The sequence below is a fragment of the Marinobacterium sp. xm-d-530 genome (assembly GCF_013283365.1).
Classification (GTDB): domain Bacteria; phylum Pseudomonadota; class Gammaproteobacteria; order Pseudomonadales; family Balneatricaceae; genus Marinobacterium_E.
Genome location: NZ_WBYM01000006.1, coordinates 32,288 through 56,567, shown reverse-complemented (window position 1 = coordinate 56,567; position 24,280 = coordinate 32,288). Strand labels below are relative to the sequence as shown.

Here is a 24,280-nt window from a genome sequence, read left to right as displayed (position 1 = left end):
GTCTAAGCCTCTTCTTTAAGGAGGCTTATGGCTGCTTACTTCTCCCCAGTCGATCGATTTGAGTATGAGATCGAAGTCAAAAAAAGTCGTTTCATAGCGACCGCAATCCCTCTTAGTTCCACTGATGCACTCTATCAGCTGCAATCAGAGATGCAGCGTCTGCACCCTAAAGCCAGCCACCACTGTTTGGCCTATATTTTAGGCGCACCTCAGGCACCTAAGGCCGCTGGCTCCAGTGATGACGGCGAACCCAGTGGTACAGCGGGTAAGCCGATGCTTAATATCCTCATGCATAAAAATTTGGGAGACATCGGTGTCGTCGTGACACGTTACTTTGGTGGCACTAAACTGGGAGCCGGTGGGTTAATTAGAGCCTATGGTGCCTCGGTTAGTGAGCTCTCAGAACATCTGCCGACCATTGAATGTGCTCCTAAGATTGAGTGCCAGATCCGATATCCTTACGAGCTAGAGGCTGACATTCAACAGGTCATCGCTGCCGTAGCGGCTGAAGAGCTATCGGCTAGCTATACAGAGATAGTAGATAAAACACTGTTAGTTGAATTGGCTCAATTAGAGACCTTCAAAGTGGCGATTTTGGCTCTGGAGTATAGAGGTGTATCGCTAACGCTAGAGGTATAAAAAAGGGGCGCAATCTTAGATTGAGCCCCTTTTTAACTATCAACGTCGCTTAAAGGTTTTTAATCGACTCTAACTGTTTCTCTAGTTGAACTTTAGAGCGTGCAGCATCATCAGCCTTAGCGCGCTCTTTAGTCACAACGGCTTCAGGTGCGTTGGCAACAAACTTCTCGTTAGACAGTTTCTTATCAACTCGGTCAATCTCACCTTGTAGGCGATCAATCTCTTTCTGAAGGCGAGCCATTTCAGCCTCTTTATCGATAAGATCCGCCATAGGAACCAACAGTTCCATTGCGCCAACCAGCTGAGTCGCGGCAAGAGGTTTATCATCACCTTCGTTTAGGGTCGTGATGCTGCTCAATTTGGCTAGTTTCATCAAGAATGTTTGGTTCTCAGCTAAACGACGAGTGTCTTCACTGCTGCAGTTAGATAGCAGAAGTTCAAGATCCTGTGATGGTGCAATTTTCATCTCACCACGAATGTTTCGAACCGCTGTGATCACGCCCTTAAGCCACTCGATGTCAGCTTCTGCTTGCTCGTCAATCTTCTCTTCTGATGCAACAGGGAACTCCTTAAGCATCAGTGTCTCACCCTCAACACCGGCCAGCCCTTTGATTGTCTGCCAGATCTCTTCAGTAATGAATGGCATGATAGGGTGGCTTAAACGGAGAATCGTCTCAAGAACGCGAACCAGTGTACGACGTGTGCCACGTTTAGCCGCTTCAGACGCTTGCTCATCCCATAGAACAGGTTTTGACAGCTCTAGGTACCAGTCACAGTACTGGTTCCAAATAAAGTCGTAGAGTGTCTGTGCAGCAAGGTCAAAGCGGTACTCGTCTAGCTGTTTGGTGACGGTCGCTTCGGTGCGTTGTAACTGGCTGATAATCCAGCGGTCAGCCAGTGAGAGTTCCACTGGCTCTTGATTGTTGCCGCAATCTTCACCTTCGGTATTCATCATGACATAGCGGGCAGCATTCCAGAGTTTGTTACAAAAGTTACGGTAACCCTCTAGTCGCTTCATATCCCAGTTGATATCACGACCCGTTGAAGCGAGTGCTGCTAATGTAAAGCGCAATGCATCAGTACCGTGCGCCGTAATGCCCTCAGGGAACTGTTTCTCAGTACGTTTGCCGATTTTCTCGGCTAGCTGAGGTTGCATCATGTTACCGGTACGTTTTTCCAACAGATCTTCAAGTGAGATGCCATCGATCATATCGAGAGGGTCAAGCACGTTGCCTTTCGATTTCGACATCTTATCGCCGCTCTCATCGCGGATAAGACCTGTCACATAGACGTTTTTAAATGGCACTTGAGGTTTGCCATTTTCATCTTTCATGAAGTGCATGGTCATCATGATCATGCGAGCAACCCAGAAGAAGATAATGTCAAAACCGGTTACAAGCGTGTCGGTAGGGTGGAAGGTTTTCAAACGTTCCGTGTTTTCAGGCCAGCCAAGAGTACCAAAGGTCCACAGTGCCGAGCTGAACCAGGTGTCTAGGACGTCATCATCTTGATGAAGCTCTACATCTGCCGCCAAGTTGTATTTTTCACGTGCAGCTTCAGCTGAGTTCGCAACGTAGACGTTACCCTGAGCATCATAGAATGCAGGAATTCGGTGACCCCACCACAGCTGACGTGAGATACACCAGTCCTGAATGTCACGCATCCAAGCAAAGTACATGTTTTCGTACTGCTTAGGGACAAATTTAATGTCGCCATCTTCAACTGCTTTGATCGCTGGCTTAGCCAGTGTCTTAGCATCACAGAACCACTGATCGGTTAGCATCGGTTCAATTACCACGCCGCCACGGTCACCGTAAGGAATGGTCATCGCGTTCTCTTCGATTTTCACGAGAAGGTCTAGCTCTTCCAATTCAGCGACGATGGCACGGCGTGCAGCAAAACGTTCCATGCCACGATATTTTTCAGGTAGCGTTGGATCGATCTCTTTGTTAACACTGCCATCGAAGTTAAAGGTTTGAGCCTCATCACGAATATCTGCGTTAAGGGTCAGAACGTTGATCATTGGCAGCTTGTTACGCTTACCCACCTCGTAGTCATTGAAATCGTGCGCCGGTGTGATTTTTACACAGCCAGTCCCTTTTTCCATGCTGGCATGTTCATCGGCAACAATGGGGATGCGACGACCGACTAATGGCAGTAGGATCTCTTTACCGATTAGGTCATCGTAGCGTTCATCTTCAGGGTTAACTGCGACACCAGTGTCACCTAGCAGTGTCTCTGGACGCGTGGTACCCACGACAATGTAATCTTTACCCTCTTTGGTTGTCACACCATCAGCAAGCGGGTAACGGATATACCACATTTTGCCAGTCACTTCACGGTTCTCCACTTCAAGGTCGGAGATTGCAGTGTGAAGTTTTGGATCCCAGTTAACGAGGCGCTTACCACGATAGATTAAGCCGTCGTCGTAAAGGCGTACAAAGACCTCTTGAACGGCATGGTAAAAACCAGAGTCCATAGTGAAACGTTCGGTTGGCCAATCGACAGAGTTACCTAGACGACGCATTTGGCGGGTAATGGTGCCACCCGATTCGCCTTTCCACTCCCAGACTTTTTCAATGAACGCATCGCGACCAAGATCGTAACGACTCTCGCCGGTCTCAGCAGCTAGTTTGCGCTCAACTACCATCTGAGTGGCGATGCCTGCATGGTCAGTACCAACCTGCCAGAGCGTGTTGCGGCCCTGCATACGACGGTATCGAACTAAAGTATCCATCAGGGTGTGCTGGAATGCGTGACCCATATGCAAGCTGCCCGTGACGTTGGGCGGTGGGATCATGATTGAGTAGGCATCACCTTCACCTGACGGTGCGAAAAAGCCTTTCTCTTCCCAGTCTTGGTACCACTTTTGCTCGATTGCTTGCGGTTGATACGTCTTATCCATGAGGTGCTGTAGTCTCTGTTTTCTAGTTCGGTAGCAGAGGATAGCTCCTCTCTACTTTTGGAAAAAATTTAAAGGGTGGGAGTATACCCTTTGAGAACCCTTATAGACAGTGGTTGAGCGGTTCTTTATTCGCTCTGCAACGCTTATATAGGTTCGATTTTGGCGGCTTTCAGGGCGGGGAGGATAAGCAGTTTTTTATTTAATATCCTCCGTAGGACAAATTTAAGATCGATCTCTAAGATCTTGCCTCTGTAACTCCCAGCCGGCTGCTTTTCGCATGGCCCATGAGTGTCGTGTGGCCGCTAGTACCGTTTCGGATTGAGTGACAATCTCGATGCAGCGAGAAGCTGATTGACAACCCTCTGGTGCGGTTAAACCTAGATTGATAAACAGATCAATAGGTTCTGAGGGCAATTCACCACAGGCTATAGAGACAGGCGATTTAAGTTCAGTACCCAGTATGGCATGCGGTACAAAGCTGTCCGATCGAAAATTCCACAAAGTCTGATCTAGCTGATGTAGATCAGCTTCATTTTCAGTGTGTATATGGATGCGTTGGCCAAGGGATAAGGCTTTTTCACAGAGTTTACACGCCAGCAGTTCACGACTGTCGTGATCACTGCTGGGGAGTATGTAGTAGTCTGCGCGAGGCACGTTTAGGCCTCAATCTGCTCAGCAATATCGAGAAGATATTGCGTCAGCATAGGAACACAACGTCCCGTTGCCCCTTTGGCTTTGCCGCTATTCCAAGCAACACCGGCTATATCTAGGTGAGCCCAGCTAACCTCTTTGGTAAAGCGTGATAGGAAGCAGGCCGCGGTAATGGTCCCTGCAGGTCGACCTCCGATGTTAGCCATATCGGCAAAATTGCTATCCAGTTGTGATTGGTACTCGTCCCATAAAGGTAGCTGCCAGCCACGATCGCCAGCAAATTCACCTGCATCAAGCAACTTAGCTGCAAGCTCATTATCGTTCGCAAGAACTCCCGTTGCTTGATGTCCAAGTGCAATAATACAGGCGCCTGTCAGGGTCGCGACATCGATGACGGCTTGAGGATTGAACTGTTGCACATAGGTCAAAGCATCACAAAGTACCAGTCGGCCTTCAGCGTCGGTGTTAAGGATCTCTACTGTTTGACCTGACATGGTCGTTACCACGTCACCTGGTTTAGAGGCTTCACCTGAAGGCATGTTCTCAGCCGCAGCAACGATCGTAATAAGGTTCAATGGCAAGTTCATCTCTGCCACTGATTCGAAGGCACCTAACACGCTGGCTGCACCACACATGTCGAATTTCATCTCGTCCATCTCAGGGCCTGGTTTCAATGAGATGCCGCCGGTATCGAAGGTGATGCCTTTACCAACCAGAGCATACGGAGCCTCATTAGCATCCTCTGCACCTTGGTATTTCAATACAATGAGGCGAGGCGGAATGACACTGCCTTTGCCGACGCTTAGAAGCGCACCCATACCCAGCTCTTCTATCTGTTTCTCATCTAGAATGTCACAGCTGACACTGTCGAACTCTTCCGCAAGATTTTGAGCATGCTCTGCCAAGTAGAGAGGTGTACAGATATTGCCTGGCAAATTACCCAGCTCACGAGCAGTTGATACCCCATTGGCGATAGCAACGCCATCCAGAAGGGCACCCTCTCCAAATTCAGTATCTTCCTCAGGTAGGTGGATATGAATGTGCTCAAGTGTTAATGCAGGTGCAGACTTGGATTTGGTGGTGTCGTATTGGTAGAGCGCGGCCGACGAAGCTTCTACTAGAGTTCGTGTGTCACGGTAGATGTCGTCGCTATTGCCGCTGATCCGATCCAGGGCAAAGCAGAGTGTTTTAACACCCAGAGTTTTGATGGTATCCACCGCGCTTTTAATCAGTTGCTGCTGTTTGATGATGGTTCGTTCACTCTGTGCCCCTACACCAGCTAACAGGATGCGCTTAGTGTTGATACCAGGAAGGCTGCGCAGTAGAAGCAGAGAGCCCTGTTTGCCGGAAAAATCACCCGATGCAACAACATCGCTTATGGCCCCTGAACTGGCTTTATCAATCGCTTTAGCCGAGTCCGAAAGTTCACCGTCTGCCGCAATCGCAATAACGATACAATCTGCTTCTACACTCTCAATCGATCCGTTAACGATCTCAAAATCCATTTCTGTTTCCTCTAACAAGACAAGCACTTAGGTTTAGGTGATAATGTGCCCTACAGTATCGCATCAGTTTGAAATCCATGCACCTAGTAGGAACGGCCGTTTGATTGTTTTTCGTTATCTTTCCCGTGAAGTGTTGACGACAACCTTTGCAGTAACGGCGATTTTGCTTCTTATCATTGTCAGCACCCGTTTAATTGGCTACTTAACCGACGCCGCTACGGGGGAGTTGGATACTGCTGTTATTCTGGATTTGGTTGTTAACCGAATCCCGCTCATCCTAGAACTTCTGCTTCCGCTTGGCTTCTTTTTGGGCATTTTGCTGGCCTATGGTCGTCTCTATCTTGAAAGTGAAATGGTGGTTCTTAAGGCCTGTGGCGCTGGGCCCTGGAAACTGATCGGGTATGCGATGGGGCCGGCTCTATTGGTCGCTGCAATCGTTGCTTCAATCAGTCTCTACCTGACCCCTACAGGCATGCATGAGGCGAAGCGTATCGTTGCCGAACAGCGCTCGAGAAGCGAACTCGATATGTTGGTACCCGGCGTATTCCAAGTGTCGAACTCTAACACTCAGGTCTCTTATGCTCGCAAAATTGATGAGGCTGGTAACCTGGTTGATCTGTTTGTCTCTGGTCGTGATCAACAGGGCCGATCCTACCTTCTGGTTGCCGGTGAAGGTCAGCAGCAGTTCATTGAGGATCAGGGCCGCTTTTTGGTATTTAACGAAGGATACCGTTACAACTTCCCTGAAAATTTCGCTTTAGAAGAGATAGGCTTTGAGCAGTACGGGCTGAAGATTGATGATCCAGAACTGTCGGTCAGGGTTGATCATCTAGATGCTATCCCTACGCTCGATTTGATAGGCAGTGATCGACCGGCGTATGTGAGCCGACTGCACTGGCGCCTCTCTCTGCCTTTTATCCCGATCATTGTGGTGTTGTTGGCCGTTCAATTGGCTAAAACCAGTCCGCGCCAAGGGCGGTACGCCAAATTAATTCCTGCAATATTGATGTATCAAATATACATCGGAAGTTTGACGGCTGCTCGATCAGCAGTAGAGCAGGGCGATGCAGGTAGTTGGATGATTTGGTTTGTGCATCTGATTGCTCTAGGTGTGGGCGTCAACATGGTGTTGTATGAGGGGGCTTGGGAGCGAGTCATGAATAAGCTACCTAAGATTCCAGCTCTCCCGTTTCGAAATAAGGAGGCATCGTGATCAGTCGAATCGATCGATACATTGCCGTTCATATTCTCTCTGCTATCGCCGTTGTTCTGTTAATTATCGTCGGTTTGATGGGAATTTCGCTCTATTTGGATGAGCTGGGAGAGGTTGATAAACACTACACATCCGGTGCGGCGTTCAGCTACACCTTATTAAGCATACCGGGATTGGCCTATCAGCTATTACCCCTGAGTGCTCTTGTAGGGACGTTGATCGGTATGGGGGTTTTGGCCTCTAACTCCGAGTTAACGGTGATGCGAGCTGCAGGCGTTTCAATGATGCGTTTGATTCTATCGGTAGCAAAGCCGATTAGTTTGATCGCATTCATTGCTCTAATAGCAAGTCAGTTGGGCGTTCCTGAGTCTCAGCAGTCGGCTAGGGCCATTAAAGCTTCCGCTCAATCTGAGTCTGGACGAATAAATAACGGTGATGGCGGCTGGTATCGTCAACCGGGTGAATACATTCATGTCTCTGCAATCACTCCTGACGGGCAAATTTTAGGTGTCACTCGTCACCAATTTGATTCAGAGCTTAGGCTCAAACAAACCAGTTTTGCCAAGTCGGGGTATTACTCTGAAGAGCGTCAAGGTTGGTTGCTAACTGACGTTGAATTGACGGCACTGATCAATGATCAGCGTATTGAAAAAGGTCATTTAGATGAGACTTTTTGGTCAACCGAATTGACGGAAGAGATGCTGCGAGTCATTTTGGTGCCCCCTGTTGAACTCCCTATCTCAGGTCTATCTTCTTACTCTAGCTATCTGAATGATCAAGGGGTGGATTCAACCTCTTATGAGTTAGCCCTTTGGAATAAATTGCTACAACCCTTGTCAATTATCGCTTTGGTGATGATTGGCGTTGCGTTTATTTTTGGACCGCTGCGCGGTGTTACGGTAGGCCAAAGAATTATCACCGGTGTCGTGATTGGACTGGTATTTAAATTCAGTCAGGATCTTTTGGCGCCGGCCAGTCAGGTGCTAGGATTTTCTCCGTTACTGGCCGCGCTGTTACCCATTGCGATCAGCTTTGCCATCGCTTTATGGTTACTCTCTAGAGTTCGCTAACTCTTTTTGGCAGGTTTTGGTAGTCGAACGGTTACACTGTTTGACCAGCGCTCATGCCAGGTTAGGCGCTCATCACTTAACAGTGTCGCCCAGTAACCGGCTCCTAGAGTGACAATAGAGATAGCGGCACCAAAAAAGCGAATCAGTGCCTGAGTCCAGGTTAACGAAAACCCCTTTTCACTCTGCGCTCGCAGTCGCCATGCCATCATGCCGATCGTCTGACCGGAACGGGTCCAAGAGTATCCAAAGAATAGGAATGTTGAGCAGAGCAGTGCCGACTTTAAGGCCGCTTGGCCGAGAAAACTGTCGACCGCTTCACCTTGATTTAGGATGACTCCAACAGCACCAATTAGGAACCAAATGGCAAGAATGATCAGCGTGTCATAGACCATTGCCATCACTCTAATGATTAGAGAGGGTAGTTGATGTTGGTTAGCATCATCGTGAAACGGTCTGGGCATACTGAACTCCTTTGTCGGAGCCGTAGTGTACTGAAAAGTTTACTTTAAACGAAGCAGTGGACGAAGCTTAAGTCCGATCACTGAACCGGCAAACGCAAACAAGATCCACAGCCAGCCGTGTAAACTGCCAGAGACCACTCCGCCTACAAATGCGCCAATGTTACAGCCATAAGCGATGGTTGCACCGTAGCCCAATAACACACCACCTAGCAGGGAGGCTAAGAAATTTTGAATCGGCATTTTCATCTTGAGTGTGAATTTGCCGGCGATCGCCGCCGCTAAGAAAGCGCCTAGGATGACACCACCATTCATCAATGATGCGGGGTCCTGGCTGAGACTGTTGTAGAGCGCCTCTTCACGGCCAGGTGACATCCAGTAGGTCCAGAAGTCGATCTCTAGATCGAGCTCTAACCATTGAGCAACTTTCGCACCCCATACAGGGTAGGCAAGGGCGACAGCCCATGGACGGCCCATTAATGCGAGTGTTGCGAAGTTTAGAATGGTGAGTCCAACCGCTCCCCAAATCAGTGGCCAGGGTCCAGCAATCAGTTTGCTTGCAAAGCTGGTCGTGCCAGTACTTTGACACTCTTCAAGCGAGCCGTGAGCTTTAATTTCAAGACGTTTAGTGAACTGATAGATAGCAGTGAATAACAGCAGGTTTAGACCGATGGCGGTGATTGGACCCAGCAGTTCGATCAATCCAATGGGCGCTAGTTGTGGCAAGGTTGTCCACCACTCATAGTCAGCTGTTGCCCATAGCGCACCGGCACTAAAGCCTGCCATGACGGGAATGGCTCTCAGTTGGCCACCGCCAAGATGGTAAAGATTACCCGAAGCACAGCCACTTGCGATCTGCATACCTACACCGAACATGAACGCGCCGGCAACAACGGAGAGGCCGAGAGGTCTAACAAATCCTGTGACCGATTGACCAAACAGCTCGCCTGAGGCCAGGGTCGGGAAAAATAGCAGTACACTCAGGGAGAGCATGATCATCTGAGCGCGGATGCCCGCACCACGACGTTTAGAGATAAGCTCTCTCCATGCGGTCGTGAAACCAAATGAAGCTTGAAGCAAACAGACACCTAGGGCTGCACCTAAAATGAGAGCAAGTAGTTCAAATGTGCCGTGCTCATTAAACACATAAACAGCGGAAGCAATCAACAAAGCAGAAGAGAGCATAAGCCAGAATAGCTTGTTTGGCTCAAGAAGCTGGGTTTTAAAGTCTGTAGATGTCGTGTTTAAAGTATTCATGCTCGACTCCTTTTAGGAGTGGCAATACTAATGATCTTTTAATAACTCTTCCAAGAATGTTTGGTGATTTTATATACAAATAAGTTATCAAAAATATTCCACTTATAAAAAAGAGCGCCGTAGCGCTCTTCATGGCCCATCTGATATTGGTTATTTTATGTACTGCTGTGAGAGCTTGTCAGCAAGTGCTTTGGCTTCGCTCTGTTCGGTATCAGACAGTTTCATCAGCAGGCGTGCCTCAATGGTTTGAGCCGTCGTTGAGCCAGCATTGGCTGCCGCTTTCATCCATGCGTAAGCAGTAATGTCTGGATTTACTGAAAGGTCATTACCATTACCCGTAGCGTACAGCGTGCCTAAGAAGAACATCGATTCAGTGTATCCCGATTCAGCAGCTTGCAGGTATAGCTTCTCTGCCTGTGCAAAGTTTTGCTCGGTACCGCTTCCGAAGTTGTAGCTTCTAGCCAAGTTGTGAAGCCCGACCAGTGAACCATTGTTAGAGGCTTTATCGAACCATTGCAGGGCAAGGTTTAGATCGCGTTCGACGCCTTGGCCAAACTCGTACATTTCACCAATTCGGTTTTGTGCATCGGCATCACCCGCTTCCGCTTTGGGAAGAAGTTGTGTGAACTCGGCAAGGTATACCTCATTTCGCATGACGCGAAGCGCATTGATACTTTTTAGGTGGCCCTGGCGAGCGGCACTGCTGAAGTACTGCTTGGCATCCTCTTTGCTCTTTTCAACACCTTGGCCATCACGGTACAGCGTACCCATTAGATAGAGAGCATCTAAATCACCTTCTTTGGCTAGAGGCTTAAGCTCTTCAAGGGCTTTGGTGTAATCGGCTGACTGAATGGCACGCTCAGCTGCGATGATGGATGCGGCTTCAACAGACATGACTGGAAGAGCCAATGCAAAGGCTAGTGATAATAGACGAGCTTTGGTCAAACCTGACCTCCTATTCTATTCCAACAAATTAATGGTCAATAACCGTTAGTGTTATCAAAGTGGCCCTATCATAACCTTTTCACTGCATAATCCACAGCGCTTGCTCTGAATTTCTATTATGAGTAACGTAATGATTGATGTAGCGCAGGTTAAACCTGTCAATTTAAATGGACATTGAGGATTATCAAATGTTTCAAGATATGACAAAGCTGTTCGAACAGAGTGTTGAATCATTTCAAGAGTTGGCGAAGGTTCAACAAGAGATGCTACAGCGCATTACCAATCAGCAGATTGAGTACACCCAGCAGTGTATCCAAGCGACCATGAATCAGGCTAATTCACTTCAGGGTCTAAAATCACCTGAAGAGTTCATCGAAGCGCAAAAAGAGTATACACAGCGCTTAGAGGCTGCACTTAAAGCGGCTGCTGAGCAGAATATGAAAACGGTTCAAAACGCCCAAGAGGAGATTCAAAAAATTGCCTCTCAATCGATGGGTGGCAAATAGTTTTTGATCCCTCTCATTTACGGAAGTACTACAGGCAATACTGAACGCGTAGCGCAACTCATGGTTGAGTGCTGGCCAGGGGAGGTGCCTCTAAAGCTAATTTCAATCGATAGCATGATTAATGCCGATGTTGAACAGGCTTCGTCACTGATTATTGGTGTGCCCACTTGGAACTTTGGTGAGTTACAAGAAGATTTCGAAGAAGTTTGGTCGAGTTTTTGTGAAATCGACTTCAGTGGCAAACGCGTAGCACTGTTTGGATTGGGTGATCAATTGGGATATGGCGATTGGTTTCTTGATGCGATGGGTACAGTTGCCGCACAGATTTCACAAAAGGGTGCTAAGCTGATAGGTGAATGGCCTGTCGAAGGTTACGATTTTGAGTCCTCAAAAGCGCTAATCCCTTGTGAAACGGCCTTCGTGGGTTTGGCCTTGGATGAGGATACACAGTCCTTTGAAACAAGAGATCGTGTGGAGCGTTGGTTCAATCTGATCTATCCACAATTGTAAATTGAAGTGTTAACTCGGAGAGAGATTATGTCTTTGAAGAAAGTTGTTTTAACGACTTTGTCTTGTGCTTTATTGGCTGCGCCTTTGGCACAGGCTGATCGAGCGGAAGATGCTATTGAATATCGCCAAGGGATCTTTAAAGCCTACGGTTGGCACTTTGGTGCTATGGGTGCCATGGTTCGCGGTAAGGTTGATTATGATGCAGAGCAATTTGCTCATCACGCTAAGTCGTTCTTAGCGGTTGCGCCGCTTGCTGCTGAGGGGTTTATCGAAGGTTCTGATTTTGGTGAGACGTCTGCTAAAGATGAGCTTTGGGAGAATTTAGATGATGTCAATCAGCGCTTTGTTACTATGACTGAAGCCGCTGAAAAGCTAGTCGCCGTATCTGGTGGTGAATTGGCGGATGCCAAAGCAGCCTTTGGTGCTGTCGCGAAATCCTGCAAAGGGTGTCACGACAACTACCGCGAGAAACGTTAACCCTTTAATCAGATCCAAAATAGGAGTGCGCTGACAGTCGCTCCTACTAGGATTGCTACAAAAAGAGGAATGCCGCCTCGAATCTTAGGTGCTTCCTCTTCACTCTCCTTTCTACCATGCAGCATGGCTTGCACCAGTTTTTCACCTTTGAAACGTTGATACCAAATAATGGCAGCAAGATGCAGGGCGACAAACAAAATCAATAGATTAAAAATCGCCTCATGCAGTTCCGTCATCGCTAGTTGAGCGTCGTAAGAGATTAGATAGGCTAATGGCCCTTCAATAAAAATGTCATCGTTACTAAACAGCCCCGTCGTCATCTGTAGAAACATTAAGCCTAGCAGGGCTATGACACTGAGTGCGCCAGCAGGATTATGTGTGTTGTAGTCTCTTTGCCCCTCTCCCTTGAGGTAGGCTATGACGCTGCTTGGACGTTTCACGAATTGGGAGAATCGAGAGGAGTCGCTGCCAATCACTCCCCAAATAATGCGGAATGTGATTAAGCCTGCAGCTACAAATCCAAAGCGAGTGTGCCAGATCATCCAGTTGCCACCTAATTCTGCACTCAGCCAGCTTAAGCCAAATAGCATGACTAGAAGCCAGTGAAAGAGTCGAGTGCTTAGATCCCAGACGGTGACAATTTTTTTCTGCATGTTGATAAGCTCGCTAATGAATACAAAATCACAATGTAAAAACTATATGGTATCCGGTTGATAGTGCATACCCAAGGAGTATCGCCCAACTCCATTTGAGGTGGGCTCTGAAAGTGTAGATGCCATTCGCCTGGCCCATCAGAGCCACACCTGCCGCTGAGCCAATCGATAGCAGAGAGCCACCAATGCCAATACAGAGGGTCGCCAATAGCCATTGGTTAGTCGACATCGGCATATCCATGCTCAGAATGGCGTACATCACGGGTATGTTATCGATCAATGAGGAGCTTAGGCCGATGATTAGATGGGTGGTGGTCTCTCCAAAGTTGCCGTAAAGCGACGTTGAGATCAGGGCTAAATAGCCCAGGGCAGCTAAACCACCAACGCTCAGTACAACGCCATAGAAGAACATTAATGTATCCCAGCTGGCGCGTTCAACCACTCGGAAATTATCAAAACGCATGACGACTTCACCGTGATCCCCTTTGAGGTGTTTTGTCATCGCACCCATGTGGTGTCCACGCAATTCACTCTCTTGCAACAGAGGATCCTGTTTTGACAATAGGTATCCATAAATCTTTAACGCGCCTAGCCCCGTCATCATTCCAATTACCGGGGGTAATTTCAGAAGTGAATGGATTAACACTGACGCCGTTATCGTGGCTAAAAAGAGTATCAGCATGCCGATCGCTCCAGGCTTCATGGATTGTTGTTCATGCGGGAGTTGCGCTGGGCCTGTCGGAAGATAATGGTTAAGCACTAAAGCAGGCACGAACCAGCTGATCAGTGCGGGAACAATAAGATGGGTAAATTCAAGGAATTTTAGTTTCTCCTGCTGCCAAACCATCAGTGAAGTAATATCGCCGAAGGGGGAGAAAACGCCCCCTGCATTGGCGGCAATAACCACGTTGATCAAGCCGAGCACTACGAACGACGCTGTTCTGGTGCCAACAGCCATCACGACTGAGCCCATCAGTAGCGCTGTCGAGAGGTTGTCAGCAATGGGGGATAGGACAAAGGTCAACCCACCCGTGACCCAGAACACGGTTCTTAGGGAAAAGTCTCTAGCAATCAGCCAGCTACGCAATGCCAAAAATAGGTGGCGCTCCTCAAGGGCGTGGATAAATGTCATGGCGCTGAGCAGGAACAGAAAAAGCTCTGCGTACTCAAGCAGGGTCTGTTCCAGTAGTGCGCCAGCTTGCTCTGGTTGGCCATTGATGGAATAGCTAAGGCCGACTAATAACCAGATTAAACCAGCGGCCACCATCATCGGCTTGGATTTGGCTAGGTGAGTGCGGTCTTCGCTGATCACAAAATAGTACCCGACAAGGAAGGTGAGTACCGCTAGGTAGCCATATAGGGTGCCTGTTAAATCGATAAAATTTGTCATTCCCATACGATGGACTAGCTTGTCCGTTATCTCAATAGAGGTGCATGAAAAACGTTGAAATAAAGGCCGAGACGGTGATTTAAAGGTGAGGATAAATCCTGTAAAATGTGCCCCCTTTTTTAAGACCTTTTGGACATTTGCTCGACTATGGAAATTAATCCGATTGTTAACAGCCTTAAAGAGTATGCCGAACGCACTAAAGAGTTGCGTGGCTATCTCGAATATGACGAGAAGCTTGAGCGCTTTGAAGAGGTTGAGCGTGAGCTTGAAGATCCCAATATTTGGAATGATCAAGAGCATGCACAAAAGCTAGGTCGCGAACGATCAAGCCTTGAGTCTGTGATTAAGACCATCGATGAGCTGACTGAGGGGACTGCTGATTGCCTGGAGCTGCTGGAGATGGCAGTTGAAGAGGATGACGAAGATACCGTTGAAGAGGTTCGCAGTGAAGTTGAGCGTCTAGGCGGCATGTTATCGCAACTTGAGTTTCGCCGTATGTTCTCGGGTGAAGCGGATTCAAGTAACGCCTTCTTGGATATCCAGGCGGGTTCGGGTGGTACCGAGGCTCAGGATTGGGCCAATATGATGCTTCGAATGTTCCTTCGTTGGGGTGAGAGCAAAGGCTTTAAAACCGAGTTGATGGAAGTGTCTGACGGTGACGTGGCCGGTATTAAATCTGCAACGATTCGTTTTGAGGGTGAGTACGCCTTCGGTTGGTTAAGAACAGAAACGGGTGTTCACCGTCTCGTTCGTAAGAGCCCATTCGATTCTGGTGGTCGCCGCCATACCTCTTTCTCATCTGTCTTCGTCTCTCCTGAGATCGACGACAATGTTGAGATCGACATTAACCCGGCTGATCTTCGTGTCGATGTTTATCGTGCATCCGGTGCGGGTGGTCAGCACGTCAACCGAACTGAGTCGGCGGTCCGTATTACCCACGGTCCATCTGGAATCGTTGTACAGAGTCAGTCGCAGCGTTCGCAGCACCAGAATAAAGATAACTGTATGAAGCAGTTACGCTCCAAGCTTTACGAAATGGAGATGCTGAAACGTCGTGAGGCTGCCCAAGAGGTTGAAGATACTAAAGCCGATATCGGTTGGGGCAGTCAGATTCGCAGTTACGTACTGGATGATCAGCGTATCAAAGATCTTCGCACTGGCGTTCAATCGTCGAATTGTGATCGCGTGCTCGACGGCGATCTGGATATGTTTATTGAAGCTAGCTTAAAAGCTGGTCTCTAAAAGTTAACACAGGAAATAGACACCATGTCTGATAACACACAGCTTGATGAAAACCGCTTGATTGCAGAGCGCCGTGAAAAACTCTCTGCACTGCGTGAGCAGGGCCAAGCCTTCCCGAACACTTTTCGTCGCGACAGCTACGCAGAGGATCTGCAGTCTGAACACGGTGAGAAGAGCAAAGAGGAGCTAGAAGCTGCAGGCATTAAGGTCTCTATTGCCGGTCGAGTGATGCTCAACCGTGGCGCGTTCATGGTGATCCAAGATATGTCTGGCCGCATCCAGGCGTACGTTAACAAAGAGGCTCGTAGCTTTGCTAAGCAGCTAGACCTTGGTGATATCGTCGGCATTAGCGGTGAATTGCACAAGTCAGGTAAAGGTGATCTCTACGTTGATATGGCAGAGTACCAGTTGCTGACAAAGAGCTTGCGCCCACTGCCAGATAAACACAAAGGGCTTCAAGATACTGAAATGCGCTACCGTCAGCGTTATGTTGATCTGATTACTAACCCTGAATCACGTGATGTGTTTGAGACGCGTTTTAAGGTGATTGCCGCGATTCGTCAGTTCTTAAGTGAGCGCCGTTTCCTTGAAGCGGAAACGCCAATGCTTCAGGCGATTCCTGGTGGTGCATCGGCTCGTCCTTTTGTGACACACCACAACGCACTTGATATCGATATGTATCTTCGCATCGCGCCAGAGCTCTACCTGAAACGCCTGGTTGTCGGTGGTTTCGAGCGCGTATTTGAGATCAACCGTAACTTCCGTAATGAGGGTCTCTCAACACGTCACAACCCAGAGTTCACCATGATCGAGTTCTATCAGGCGTATGCTGATTACAAAGATCTAATGGACCTAACGGAAGAGATGCTTCGTACCGTTGCACAGCAGGTGCTAGGCACAACAACCATCATCAATACGGTTCGTAATGAAGAGGGTGAGGTGCTAGAGACGTTTGAGTACGACCTTGCTAAGCCGTTTACCCGATTGTCAGTATTTGATGCCATTCTGCAGTACAACCCTGATATCACAGCGGAAGCATTGGCGAATGAACATGCCGCTCGTCAGATTGCCGAGCGTCTGGACATCGACGTAAAAGATAGCTGGGGTCTGGGTAAAATCCAGATTGAGATTTTTGAAGAGACCGTTGAACACCTTCTGCAGCAACCAACCTTCATTACAGAATACCCTACCGAGGTCTCTCCTCTCGCTCGTCGAAGTGACGACAACCCATTTGTGACCGATCGATTCGAGTTCTTCGTCGCGGGTCGTGAGCTAGCAAATGGCTTCTCGGAGTTGAATGACGCTGAAGATCAAGCTGAACGTTTCCGCAAACAGGTCGCTGAGAAAGATGCAGGCGATGATGAGGCGATGCACTTTGACGCTGATTTCGTTGCGGCACTTGAGTATGGACTGCCACCAACAGCAGGTGAAGGGATCGGTATTGACCGTTTGGTGATGCTACTGACTGACTCACCATCGATTCGTGACGTCATTCTATTCCCTGCAATGCGTCCACGCGCTTAAGCGCAATTAAGCGTACAGAAGGGTTTTGCTGTGTTGTCTAGGCTGTTTCCCAAACAGAAACGTGACTTCACAGCGAAACGCTATCTCAGTATAAGCCTGCGAACTCTGCACCTTTTTGGTATTGCAGGTTTTGCGGGCTTTTTCTTGTACGACTTACCGGAATCGCTTTGGCGGCCCTATGCCATACTGGCGCTGACGACTGGCTCCTTAATGCTACTGGTCGAACTCTACGTTGATGCAATTTGGTTTATTCAACTGCGGGGTTTGGCAGTCATTACTAAAATTTTTCTACTGTTGTTAGCGATGAACGCCCCTCACCTGACAACAGTACTGTTCTGTCTGATCGTCATTATCTCAGGCTACTTTTCACACGCACCTGGCAAGGTTCGATACTACTCACCCTTGTTAGGGCGAGTCGTAAAAAGCTCAGCTGAACTCAGCTTTAATCAGTCGCATTCAAGGTAGGTGTCGATGCTTTCTAAGGGTTGGCAGCAGCTGCTGAAAGAGATATCCGTGACGCCAAACTATCAATCTCTTATGGCGTTTCTGGATCAACGAACAGCTGAGGGAGTCACAATATACCCACCTCAAGATCAGTGGTTTCGTGCTTTGGAGCTGACCCCGCTAGAGTCGACGCGCGTCGTCATTCTTGGGCAAGATCCTTATCATCAGGCAGGCCAAGCGCATGGTTTAAGTTTCTCTGTCTTACCTGGTATTCAAGTACCACCATCCCTAAGGAATATCTACAAAGAGTTGAGTAGTGATTTAGGGATAGCTGCACCAGAACACGGTTTTCTTGAAGCCTGGGCAGAGCAAGGTGTCCTACTACTCAATGCGGTCCTGACGGTAGAGGATAGCAACGCCAATGCCCATCAAGGTAGAGGTTGGGAGAGTGTCACCGATCGTATCATTCAGCAGGTTAATGAGTGCTCCATAGGGACTGTGTTTATCCTCTGGGGAAGTTATGCTCAGAAAAAGGCGAGCATGATCGATCAGGCAAAGCATTTGGTGATTCAATCACCTCACCCTTCGCCTCTATCAGCACACCGAGGCTTTTTTGGTAGTCAGCCGTTTTCTAAAGCCAACAGTTGGCTCGCTGAGAAGGGATTTTCTGAGATCAACTGGGAGCTGCCGGTGATAGGACAAGCAGATCTGTTCGGTTGATGGCTAACGCTTGGATTCAAATAGCTTTGGATCTAAGGTGTAAGGTAGTTCCAAAGCGTTTAGGGCTGCGCCACTCTCTGTAAAAATCGCACCCTCTTTTTCTGACTGTTGAATGACAGCAAGTAGAGAGGTTTGATCAGTTGAGCTAGTCAGTACTACGCTGCCGACCTCAACTTGGTCAGCATTAAACAGTGGCTCCCCAATGCTGATGGAATGGCCCTGCGGTAGCGTGAACCCGTACATCGCTTTTTTCAAAATACCGCGATGCTGTAGACGGGTTACTATCTCCTGACCGGTGTAACACCCCTTACTGAAGCTGACGCCATCAATGGCTTGTAAATTACACATCTGAGGAATGAATGTCTCTTGGGTGGCCTCTCTTAAATCGAAGATGCCAGCGCGGACATTGATCTCATACCAAGCCTCTAATGAGCCGGTAGCATCCTTGGCCAATCTATTTTGTACTTCAAGATCGGTGGTCCAGAACTCAACGTGCTCGGCATCGATTTGAGCCGCAAAGGATCGGTCACTTTCAGAACTTTTAACAGGCTCTAAATAGTCGCTCGATAGGCAAAACCCATTGGCGCTATCTATGAAATTAAGCTGCACCTTGGAAAAGATGCTGTATTTCTTTAGGTTGTTAAAGGCGCTCTCGGCGATCTCTTGATGGACCCGCAGCCAAAAACATTCGTCACTGATGCGCATGACTCTGAAAAGCCCAACCATGCTTCCCTTAATTGAGCAGTGTGCGGCGATGAGGTGCTCACCGATGTTAAGTGCAGCCACATCGGCGGTTAGCTGGCCTTGTAAAAAAGAGGCTGCATCAACGCCTTCGACGGAGAACAGTTTGGCATCCGTTATCGCAATGTTCATAGCTCAGCTCACTAAAAAGGGTTGTGGTATCACTTAAGACTCTGTTTGATGGGCAATGACTTCACCCATCTTGACCGGTGCGCCGGCCGCTAGATGGTCGCGCCAATTGATTACGCCTTCAGGGTAGAGAAGGATCACCGTTGAACCGAGTTTGAATCGGCCCATTTCTGCACCTTTCTCCAGTAGAAGAGGGGCGTCAGCTTCTGTGCTAAACAGTTTCATAGCCTCTTTTTTGAGAGGGGCTACCTGGCCACTCCAGACGGTCTCTATACCGGCAACAATCATTGCGCCGACGAGTACCATCGCCATTGGGCCACGCTCTGTCTCAAATAGACAGACTAGGCGTTCATTACGAGCAAACAGGCTGTCAACATTGTTGGCTGTGGTTTGGTTGACCGAGAAAAGATCACCAGGAACGTAGTAGGCCTCTTTAAGTGCACCGGCTACTGGCATGTGTACGCGGTGGTAATCTTTTGGTGATAGGTAGATGGTCGCGAACTCGCCATTGATGAAGGGTTTTGCTCGCTCGGTACAACCACCCAGCAGAGAAACGGCGCTGTAACTATGTCCCTTTGCTTGCAAAATACGCCCATATTGAAGGGTACCCATCTCTGAGATAGCCCCGTCAGCAGGCGACACCACGACATCTTCGCCCTCTGCAATCGGTCTAGCTCCCTCTTTAAGGGCGCGAGTGAAGAAGTCATTGAAGTTGATAAATTGTTCCGGTTGCTGGCGCTCCGCTTCACTCATATCGACGTTAAACTGTTTTATAAATCGCTGAATAATCCAGTTCTTAATACGGCTATTTGTGCACTCAGCTAGGCGGCCAACGGCACGTGATAACAAGTGCTGTGGCACGATGTATTGAAACAGAATGAACAGTTTATCTTTCACTAAAAACTCCGCCTGAGTGATTCTTTAAGTTGGGTTGTGATGATACCTGAGCTAGTGCTTTTTCACTATCGCACCGTGAAGTCAGATTCCAACATGGAGTCCAAAATCTGTTTGTAACTGAAAAAGCGCTGCTCGCTGATGACGCCCATATCGATCGCATCATAGAAGGCACAGCCAGGCTCCTGTTCGTGCTTGCAGTCTCTGAACTTGCAGTGGCCTGTGACCTGGCGAAACTCCTTAAATCCGTCAATCAGATCGTTGGGATCAATGTGCCATAGACCAAATTCACGGATGCCAGGAGAGTCGATGAGATCGCCCCCTTCGGGTATGTGGAATAGACGCGCGGTGGTTGTTGTGTGTTTACCGGTTCGATTCGACTCAGACAGGGCTCCCACTTTTAGATCAACGCCAGGAAGCAGCGCATTGACCAGTGACGATTTCCCTACACCAGACTGTCCAACAAAGACGGTCGTGCGATCTTTTAAGAATTCGTGCAGCTCATCTAAGCCGTTGGAGTTCTCTGTGGATGCATAGATAGTGCGGTAGCCAATTTCAGCATAGCTATCCAGAAGAGGTATCAATCGTTCACGATGCTTGTCATCGAGTAGATCGGTCTTGTTTAAGACAATAATAGGCTCTATGCCAGAGAGTTCAGAGGCAACTAAATAACGATCAATCAGGTTGGCGTGCGCATGGGGTTCGACGGCGATGACAATCAATATCGCATCGATGTTGGCCGCGACTGGCTTTAACTCACCATGGTTATTTGGACGCTTAAGTTCGGAGTGGCGATCTTCCACAGCAACGACCACGCCGGCATCGGGTGAAGGGCGCCAGATCACTCTATCCCCGGTCACCAATTGCCCTAAGTGGGTGCGCATATGGCAGCGAATGATTTCACCACGACGATCGCCATCTAAGGCTTCAATATCGACCTGTTTTCCGTAGTGCGAGATGATCAGGCCGCGCTGTTCGGCACCTAAATCGCCCCCTTCGAGTTGTGAGTCGATCTGTGTGTCACGTTTATTGGCTCGAGCGGCACGCTCTTCTTGAATCTTCTTAATACGCCATGCTTGGCGGCGATTAACTTTACGTTGCGCCATTCAATCTCTGCTAAATCGCTGTGTTAGTCGGTATACTGTGCATCATACTTTGTTCATAAAAGATTAGACACTTTAAAGGGAGCTTTGGCATGTCACGACAAGATAATCTTATCTGGATCGATCTAGAGATGACGGGGCTGGATGTCGAGCGTGAGCGCATCATTGAGATGGCTGCGATTGTGACCGACTCTGAATTGAACACCCTTGCCGAAGGTCCTGTGATTACTGTTCATCAATCCGATGCACTGCTTGATGCCATGGATGAGTGGAATACCAAGCAGCATGGTGGCTCAGGTTTGATTGAACGAGTTAAACAGAGCCGTACCAGTGAATCCGAAGCAGAACAGCAGATGTTGGCGTTTTTGAGAGAGCATGTCGACCAGGGTGCTTCGCCGATTTGTGGAAACTCTATCCATCAAGATCGTAAGTTTTTGCATCGTTACATGCCCGAACTAGAAGCCTTCTTCCACTACCGTAATCTGGATGTCAGCACGTTGAAGGAGCTTGCACGCCGCTGGCGCCCTGATGTGACTGAAAAGGTGGTTAAAAAGGGGGCTCATTTAGCCCTGGATGATATTCGTGACTCCATTGAAGAGTTAAAAGTCTATCGTGAGCACTTTTTACAGGTCTAAACGTTGAGCAAGTGGGAAATCGATAATTTTCAGTGCGCTCGCATCGGCCGTTCTGTTCTTTAAATGCTCAACCGCCCATTGAACGTGCTCTTTTATTAGCTCGCTCTCGTCAGAGGCTAAACAAGCTTCAAGCAGTTCAATGACTCTGTCACCACCCTTGCTGTTGCCTAGGGCTACCGCAATGTTTCGTTTAAATCCCTGGTAGCCCGTTCTGCGAATGGCTGACCCTTCAGTTTTTTGCAGAAACGTCTCTTCGCTCCACTTAAACAGCTCAATCAGATCGATATCGTCGAGTTGATGGCGTGGCGAGAAATCACTTTCCTGGGTGTGTTGGGCAAAACGGTTCCACGGGCAGACCAGTTGGCAATCGTCACAGCCAAAGATGCGATTGCCCATCAGCGGGCGCAACTCTTCTGGAATACTGCCAGAGTACTCTATGGTCAAATAGGAGATGCATCGTCGAGCATCTAGCTCATAGGGTTTGGGAAATGCATTGGTGGGGCAGACATCCAAACAAGCGGTGCATGACCCGCAGTGTGAAGCCGTTTCGGGTGGGTCGATGGGCAGCTCGACATCGGTAAACAGTGAGCCTAAAAAAAACCAAGACCCTGCGGTTTGATTTAATAGCAGAGTGTTTTTGCCGATCCAGCCCAACCCAGCGTCACGAGCAAGAGGGCGCTCTAATATCGGGGCGCTGTCGACAAAAGGGCGGAAGTTAATAGAGGTCTGGCACTGCTCTTCCAACCACTGTCCAAGCTGTTTAATGCGTTTTCGAATCAACTTGTGATAATCACGCCCCAATGCGTAACGTGCTATGTAACCCTTGTCGGCATTGGTCAACGTTTTGAACAGGCTGACATCGGCGGGAAGGTAATCCATGCGTAGTAGAACCACTCGCTGAGTGCCTTCAACCAGCAGGGTTGGATCGATTCGTTTTTCGAAATGCTCGGCAAGAAACCTCATTTCGCCCTGGTAGTGCTTATCCAACCAGCTGCGCAGGTGGCTCGCTTCATGTTGTAGATCTGGCAGGGTGATGGCGCACTGCTGAAATCCAAGCTGCTTCGCTCTCTCTTTTAAACCTTCGGCAATATTGGACAGTTCGATCTTGTGCACGCGAGTCATTATCAGCTTGTTTTCATGATGAGGTGTTACTATACGTCAAATAAGTCAGCATCAGGAGTGCTTCGAATGAATGAGTCCCCAATTGGCTCTTCGCTCTTTACTGCCGCTCAATGCAAAGTGATTGATCGCTCAGCCATTGAGTCTATGCCGATACCGGGTTATCAATTGATGTGTCGTGCTGCACGATCAGCGCAACACTGGATCACACGACTCTATCCAAAGGCCAGCTCGTTTAATGTTGTATGCGGTGCAGGCAATAATGGCGGGGATGGATTGGCGTTAGCCAAGATGCTGTTTGAGTCAGGTCACGCTGTGACAGTCACTCTGGCGAGCACTGATTTTGAAAGTCAGCTAACCGGTGAAGCTCTGGAGGCTTGGAATGACCTGCCTGATGTCCTTCCAAAACAACCCTTTGATTCGGCCGTTAATGATGATTCAGATCTCATCGTGGATGCTCTGCTAGGGATCGGTCTGAATGGCGAGGTTCGCACAGATTCGGCTGCTATCATTCATTGGATGAACCGGCAGCAAAGGCCTGTGTTTTCACTAGATATCCCATCCGGTCTGTCTGCTGATACAGGATCAGTGCTGGGTTCTGCCGTTAAAGCCGATGCGACCTTGACCTTTATCGCTCCCAAGCAGGGGATGTTCATCAACCAAGCCCGCGACTATGTGGGTCGTGTGATGGTGGATAGCTTGGGCGTGCCAGCAGAACTTTTCCCAGAGCCACAGAGTCAATTGATCTCTGAACCTTTGAATCGAATAGCACCGCTGAATCGCGCTGCGCACAAAGGCAGTCAAGGGTCCCTTGTAGTGATTGGCGGTGATGTTGGGTTTGGCGGTGCACCGATTCTCTCTAGTGAAGCTGCGCTCAGAACAGGAGCGGGGCGGGTCACGCTACTGACCAATAGTGAATCGGCGGTCACGGCGATGCTCACTCGTACTCCAGAGGTGATGGTGCGTTTAGCCAATGATATTGCGGCTTTTGAGTCGATGATTCAATCCATGGATGCCATTGCGATAGGTCCCGGTTTGGGGCAGAGCGATTGGGCTCTCAGCTGTTTAGAAAGGGTCTACTCTTTAGATAAACCGACTGTAGTGGATGCGGATGCACTGAACCTTATTGCACAGAATAAAGTTAGTTTTCATCGTCATGCTGTCTTTACGCCACACCCCGGTGAGGCTGCTAGATTGTTGGGCTCTTCTATAGCAGAAGTCCAGTCTGACCCTGTCGGGAGTGCATTTGCGCTTCAGAGCCAGTTGGGTGGTGTCATCGTGTTAAAAGGTGCCGGCAGCATTGTCTGCGATGGTCATAAAGCCTTTATCTGCAACCTAGGCAATCCAGGTATGGCAACGGCTGGGATGGGGGATCTGCTTTCTGGTATCATCGCAACGTTTTTGGCGCAGGGCTACTCTCTGTTAGATTCTGCGCAGATAGGTGTTTGGCTCCATGCTAAAGCGGGTGATATGGCCAGTGCCGAGGGTGAAAGAGGGTTGATTGCGACAGACCTTCTTCCTCATATCAGAAGTTTATTAGGGTAATGAAT

Annotated in this window: 24 protein-coding genes; 12 read left to right on the top strand and 12 right to left on the bottom strand. The window is 48.7% G+C overall.

Going from position 1 to position 24,280, the window contains the following annotated elements; translation table 11 throughout:
* Positions 1–27 precede the first annotated feature (27 nt).
* A complete protein-coding gene (locus XMD530_RS10905) occupies positions 28–639 on the top strand; it encodes a YigZ family protein (RefSeq protein WP_173484565.1) in 612 nt (203 codons plus the stop codon).
* A 49-nt stretch (positions 640–688) separates the two neighbouring features.
* Here the strand turns inward: XMD530_RS10905 and XMD530_RS10900 are convergent, their stop codons facing one another.
* The 3 genes from XMD530_RS10900 to XMD530_RS10890 form a co-directional block, all read right to left on the bottom strand.
* Positions 689–3,544: a valine--tRNA ligase gene (locus XMD530_RS10900; RefSeq protein WP_173507137.1), complete on the bottom strand. Its 2,856-nt coding sequence runs from the start codon at positions 3,542–3,544 to the stop codon at positions 689–691.
* A gap of 222 nt (positions 3,545–3,766) precedes the next feature.
* Positions 3,767–4,198 carry a DNA polymerase III subunit chi gene (locus tag XMD530_RS10895; protein WP_173483558.1) on the bottom strand — a complete coding sequence of 144 codons (432 nt, stop codon included), beginning with the start codon at positions 4,196–4,198 and terminating at the stop codon, positions 3,767–3,769.
* 2 nt (positions 4,199–4,200) lie between these two features.
* Positions 4,201–5,700 (bottom strand): leucyl aminopeptidase, encoded by a 1,500-nt coding sequence (locus XMD530_RS10890; protein ID WP_173480676.1) that lies wholly within the window; start codon positions 5,698–5,700, stop codon positions 4,201–4,203.
* Between the two features lie 43 nt (positions 5,701–5,743).
* Here XMD530_RS10890 and lptF point away from each other — a divergent pair, with 43 nt between their 5' ends.
* Positions 5,744–6,913 carry an LPS export ABC transporter permease LptF gene (gene lptF / locus XMD530_RS10885; protein WP_173483560.1) on the top strand — a complete coding sequence of 390 codons (1,170 nt, stop codon included), beginning with the start codon at positions 5,744–5,746 and terminating at the stop codon, positions 6,911–6,913.
* Positions 6,910–7,983 carry an LPS export ABC transporter permease LptG gene (gene lptG / locus XMD530_RS10880; RefSeq protein WP_173507136.1) on the top strand — a complete coding sequence of 358 codons (1,074 nt, stop codon included), beginning with the start codon at positions 6,910–6,912 and terminating at the stop codon, positions 7,981–7,983. The genes lptF and lptG overlap by 4 nt, the downstream gene beginning before the upstream one ends.
* Here lptG and XMD530_RS10875 read toward each other — a convergent pair.
* The 3 genes from XMD530_RS10875 to XMD530_RS10865 all read right to left on the bottom strand — a co-directional run bounded on the left by XMD530_RS10875 (position 7,980) and on the right by XMD530_RS10865 (position 10,643).
* Complete coding sequence (locus XMD530_RS10875; RefSeq protein WP_173480679.1) at positions 7,980–8,444, bottom strand: RDD family protein; 465 nt, start codon at positions 8,442–8,444, stop codon at positions 7,980–7,982. The genes lptG and XMD530_RS10875 overlap by 4 nt on opposite strands.
* A gap of 39 nt (positions 8,445–8,483) precedes the next feature.
* A complete protein-coding gene (locus XMD530_RS10870; protein WP_173498924.1) occupies positions 8,484–9,698 on the bottom strand; it encodes a YeeE/YedE family protein in 1,215 nt (404 codons plus the stop codon).
* A 150-nt stretch (positions 9,699–9,848) separates the two neighbouring features.
* On the bottom strand, positions 9,849–10,643 hold the full coding sequence (locus XMD530_RS10865; protein ID WP_173507135.1) for a tetratricopeptide repeat protein: 795 nt from the start codon (positions 10,641–10,643) through the stop codon (positions 9,849–9,851).
* Positions 10,644–10,831: 188 nt separating this feature from the next.
* Between XMD530_RS10865 and XMD530_RS10860 the strand changes: the two genes are divergently transcribed.
* The 3 genes from XMD530_RS10860 to XMD530_RS10850 are packed head-to-tail and all read left to right on the top strand — an operon-like array spanning position 10,832 to position 12,136.
* Positions 10,832–11,149: a phasin family protein gene (locus XMD530_RS10860; RefSeq protein WP_173480682.1), complete on the top strand. Its 318-nt coding sequence runs from the start codon at positions 10,832–10,834 to the stop codon at positions 11,147–11,149.
* A 3-nt stretch (positions 11,150–11,152) separates the two neighbouring features.
* The gene (locus tag XMD530_RS10855; RefSeq protein WP_173495063.1) at positions 11,153–11,659 is read left to right on the top strand and encodes a flavodoxin; all 507 of its coding nucleotides are present in this window, start codon (positions 11,153–11,155) and stop codon (positions 11,657–11,659) included.
* Between the two features lie 27 nt (positions 11,660–11,686).
* Complete coding sequence (locus tag XMD530_RS10850) at positions 11,687–12,136, top strand: cytochrome c (RefSeq protein ID WP_173483564.1); 450 nt, start codon at positions 11,687–11,689, stop codon at positions 12,134–12,136.
* A gap of 8 nt (positions 12,137–12,144) precedes the next feature.
* Here the strand turns inward: XMD530_RS10850 and XMD530_RS10845 are convergent, their stop codons facing one another.
* Positions 12,145–12,789 carry a cytochrome b/b6 domain-containing protein gene (locus tag XMD530_RS10845; RefSeq protein WP_173495064.1) on the bottom strand — a complete coding sequence of 215 codons (645 nt, stop codon included), beginning with the start codon at positions 12,787–12,789 and terminating at the stop codon, positions 12,145–12,147.
* A gap of 28 nt (positions 12,790–12,817) precedes the next feature.
* Positions 12,818–14,179: a sodium:proton antiporter NhaD gene (gene nhaD / locus XMD530_RS10840; protein ID WP_254442793.1), complete on the bottom strand. Its 1,362-nt coding sequence runs from the start codon at positions 14,177–14,179 to the stop codon at positions 12,818–12,820.
* A gap of 147 nt (positions 14,180–14,326) precedes the next feature.
* Between nhaD and prfB the strand changes: the two genes are divergently transcribed.
* From prfB to ung, 4 genes are read left to right on the top strand one after another with little or no spacing between them, the layout of a single operon-like run.
* Positions 14,327–15,421, top strand: coding sequence for a peptide chain release factor 2 (prfB, locus tag XMD530_RS10835; RefSeq protein ID WP_173480687.1), 1,095 nt, complete (start codon positions 14,327–14,329; stop codon positions 15,419–15,421).
* Between the two features lie 24 nt (positions 15,422–15,445).
* The gene (lysS, locus tag XMD530_RS10830) at positions 15,446–16,945 is read left to right on the top strand and encodes a lysine--tRNA ligase (RefSeq protein WP_173483567.1); all 1,500 of its coding nucleotides are present in this window, start codon (positions 15,446–15,448) and stop codon (positions 16,943–16,945) included.
* A 30-nt stretch (positions 16,946–16,975) separates the two neighbouring features.
* On the top strand, positions 16,976–17,410 hold the full coding sequence (locus tag XMD530_RS10825; RefSeq protein ID WP_173507134.1) for a hypothetical protein: 435 nt from the start codon (positions 16,976–16,978) through the stop codon (positions 17,408–17,410).
* Between the two features lie 6 nt (positions 17,411–17,416).
* Positions 17,417–18,109, top strand: a complete 693-nt coding sequence (ung, locus tag XMD530_RS10820) for a uracil-DNA glycosylase (RefSeq protein WP_173507133.1) — start codon at positions 17,417–17,419, stop codon at positions 18,107–18,109.
* Between the two features lie 3 nt (positions 18,110–18,112).
* On the opposite strand, the gene XMD530_RS10815 is transcribed toward ung, so the two are convergent.
* The 3 genes from XMD530_RS10815 to rsgA all read right to left on the bottom strand — a co-directional run bounded on the left by XMD530_RS10815 (position 18,113) and on the right by rsgA (position 20,979).
* Complete coding sequence (locus XMD530_RS10815) at positions 18,113–18,982, bottom strand: folate-binding protein YgfZ (RefSeq protein ID WP_173505614.1); 870 nt, start codon at positions 18,980–18,982, stop codon at positions 18,113–18,115.
* Between the two features lie 33 nt (positions 18,983–19,015).
* Complete coding sequence (asd, locus tag XMD530_RS10810) at positions 19,016–19,876, bottom strand: archaetidylserine decarboxylase (protein ID WP_173480692.1); 861 nt, start codon at positions 19,874–19,876, stop codon at positions 19,016–19,018.
* A 65-nt stretch (positions 19,877–19,941) separates the two neighbouring features.
* Positions 19,942–20,979, bottom strand: a complete 1,038-nt coding sequence (rsgA, locus tag XMD530_RS10805; RefSeq protein ID WP_173483569.1) for a small ribosomal subunit biogenesis GTPase RsgA — start codon at positions 20,977–20,979, stop codon at positions 19,942–19,944.
* Positions 20,980–21,068: 89 nt separating this feature from the next.
* Between rsgA and orn the strand changes: the two genes are divergently transcribed.
* Positions 21,069–21,611, top strand: a complete 543-nt coding sequence (gene orn, locus XMD530_RS10800) for an oligoribonuclease (protein WP_173483570.1) — start codon at positions 21,069–21,071, stop codon at positions 21,609–21,611.
* Here the strand turns inward: orn and queG are convergent.
* Positions 21,600–22,733 (bottom strand): tRNA epoxyqueuosine(34) reductase QueG, encoded by a 1,134-nt coding sequence (gene queG / locus XMD530_RS10795; RefSeq protein ID WP_173507132.1) that lies wholly within the window; start codon positions 22,731–22,733, stop codon positions 21,600–21,602. The genes orn and queG overlap by 12 nt on opposite strands.
* A gap of 66 nt (positions 22,734–22,799) precedes the next feature.
* Here queG and XMD530_RS10790 point away from each other — a divergent pair, with 66 nt between their 5' ends.
* Positions 22,800–24,275, top strand: a complete 1,476-nt coding sequence (locus XMD530_RS10790) for an NAD(P)H-hydrate dehydratase (protein WP_173507131.1) — start codon at positions 22,800–22,802, stop codon at positions 24,273–24,275.
* The last annotated feature ends 5 nt before the right edge of the window (positions 24,276–24,280 follow it).

What these genes read in the sequence shown, in the direction of transcription:
- XMD530_RS10845 (WP_173495064.1), bottom strand. Translation starts at nt 12,789, where the DNA reads ATGCAGAAAAAAATTGTCACCGTCTGGGATCTAAGCACTCGACTCTTT.
- rsgA (WP_173483569.1), bottom strand. Translation starts at nt 20,979, where the DNA reads ATGGCGCAACGTAAAGTTAATCGCCGCCAAGCATGGCGTATTAAGAAG.
- orn (WP_173483570.1), top strand. Translation starts at nt 21,069, where the DNA reads ATGTCACGACAAGATAATCTTATCTGGATCGATCTAGAGATGACGGGG.
- ung (WP_173507133.1), top strand. Translation starts at nt 17,417, where the DNA reads ATGCTTTCTAAGGGTTGGCAGCAGCTGCTGAAAGAGATATCCGTGACG.
- queG (WP_173507132.1), bottom strand. Translation starts at nt 22,733, where the DNA reads ATGACTCGCGTGCACAAGATCGAACTGTCCAATATTGCCGAAGGTTTA.
- XMD530_RS10860 (WP_173480682.1), top strand. Translation starts at nt 10,832, where the DNA reads ATGTTTCAAGATATGACAAAGCTGTTCGAACAGAGTGTTGAATCATTT.
- lptF (WP_173483560.1), top strand. Translation starts at nt 5,744, where the DNA reads ATGTGCCCTACAGTATCGCATCAGTTTGAAATCCATGCACCTAGTAGG.
- XMD530_RS10890 (WP_173480676.1), bottom strand. Translation starts at nt 5,700, where the DNA reads ATGGATTTTGAGATCGTTAACGGATCGATTGAGAGTGTAGAAGCAGAT.
- nhaD (WP_254442793.1), bottom strand. Translation starts at nt 14,179, where the DNA reads ATGACAAATTTTATCGATTTAACAGGCACCCTATATGGCTACCTAGCG.
- XMD530_RS10875 (WP_173480679.1), bottom strand. Translation starts at nt 8,444, where the DNA reads ATGCCCAGACCGTTTCACGATGATGCTAACCAACATCAACTACCCTCT.
- XMD530_RS10790 (WP_173507131.1), top strand. Translation starts at nt 22,800, where the DNA reads ATGAATGAGTCCCCAATTGGCTCTTCGCTCTTTACTGCCGCTCAATGC.
- XMD530_RS10870 (WP_173498924.1), bottom strand. Translation starts at nt 9,698, where the DNA reads ATGAATACTTTAAACACGACATCTACAGACTTTAAAACCCAGCTTCTT.
- XMD530_RS10900 (WP_173507137.1), bottom strand. Translation starts at nt 3,544, where the DNA reads ATGGATAAGACGTATCAACCGCAAGCAATCGAGCAAAAGTGGTACCAA.
- XMD530_RS10850 (WP_173483564.1), top strand. Translation starts at nt 11,687, where the DNA reads ATGTCTTTGAAGAAAGTTGTTTTAACGACTTTGTCTTGTGCTTTATTG.
- prfB (WP_173480687.1), top strand. Translation starts at nt 14,327, where the DNA reads ATGGAAATTAATCCGATTGTTAACAGCCTTAAAGAGTATGCCGAACGC.
- lysS (WP_173483567.1), top strand. Translation starts at nt 15,446, where the DNA reads ATGTCTGATAACACACAGCTTGATGAAAACCGCTTGATTGCAGAGCGC.
- XMD530_RS10905 (WP_173484565.1), top strand. Translation starts at nt 28, where the DNA reads ATGGCTGCTTACTTCTCCCCAGTCGATCGATTTGAGTATGAGATCGAA.
- XMD530_RS10815 (WP_173505614.1), bottom strand. Translation starts at nt 18,982, where the DNA reads ATGAACATTGCGATAACGGATGCCAAACTGTTCTCCGTCGAAGGCGTT.